Annotated in this window: 1 protein-coding gene; it reads left to right on the forward strand. The window is 69.6% G+C overall.

The window, feature by feature from the left end; translation table 11 throughout:
* Positions 1-213: 213 nt before the first annotated feature.
* Positions 214-1060 (forward strand): IS110 family transposase (locus BJF86_RS12280; protein WP_075819355.1); only part of this gene is annotated, 847 nt, incomplete at its 3' end.

The raw sequence follows: 1060 nt of genomic DNA on the forward strand, positions 1-1060 counted from the left end.
CCGTCGGCCGGTGAGCACCGTTCTCAGCCCGAGGTCGTCAAGGAACCTCTATGCGTAGATCGTGTCCCGGCCGGCGGGTAGGTCGCCCGTTGAGTGCTACTGGGATGTCGTGCCCCCGCGCCTTGTGGGTGAGCACTGATCCATTAGGTCGCTACCGGGGCGGTCTCGGCTCACGCGAGATGACAGGACCGACAACAGAAGGAGGCGGTGAGAGTGATCTTCGTCGGCAACGACTGGGCAGAGGACCACCACGACGTCTACGTGATGGACCAGGCGGGCGAGAAGCTCGCGGCCAAGCGGCTCGGCGAGGGCATCGAGGGCATCAGGGCCTTCCACGCCCTGCTCGGTACCCATGCCGAGGACCCCACGCAGGTGCGCGTCGGGATCGAGACCGACCGGGGCCTGTGGGTCAACGCGTTGGTCGCGGCCGGGTACCTGGTCCACGCGATCAATCCCAGGGCGGCCGCGCGGTACCGGGACCGGCACCATGTCGGTGGGGCCAAGTCCGACGCCGGCGACGCCAAGATGCTGGCCGACCTGGTCCGCACCGACGCGCACAACCACCGCCTGGTCGCCGGGGACAGCGCGCAGGTGGAGGGTGTCAAGGTCATCGCCCGGGCGCACCAGAACCTCATCTGGTCACGGGCCCGGGAGACCAACCGGCTGCGCAGCGCCCTGCGCGAGTACTACCCCGCCGCGCTGGTCGCGTTCGAGGATCTCGACGACCGGGACGCCCTGACCGTCCTGGGCCGAGCACCCGACCCGGAAACCGGGGCCCGGTTGACCCTGTCCCAGATCACCGCCGCGCTGCGCGCTGGTGGACGCCGCCGCTACCTGGAGGCCACCGCCGAGCGGATCCAGCACGCCCTGCGCACCGAGCAGCTGGCCGCCCCACTCCCGGTCGTGCAGTCCTACGCCGCGAGCACCAAGGCCCTGGTCGGGCTGCTGGCCGCGTTCAACACCCAGATCGCCGACCTCGAGACCCAGCTGAACCAGTCTTTTGAGCAGCACCCGGACGCCGACATCTACCTCTCGCTGCCAGGCCTGAGTGACATCCTCG

Origin of the sequence: Serinicoccus sp. CNJ-927, assembly GCF_001942435.1 — a bacterium.
Taxonomy (GTDB): domain Bacteria; phylum Actinomycetota; class Actinomycetes; order Actinomycetales; family Dermatophilaceae; genus Ornithinicoccus; species Ornithinicoccus marinus.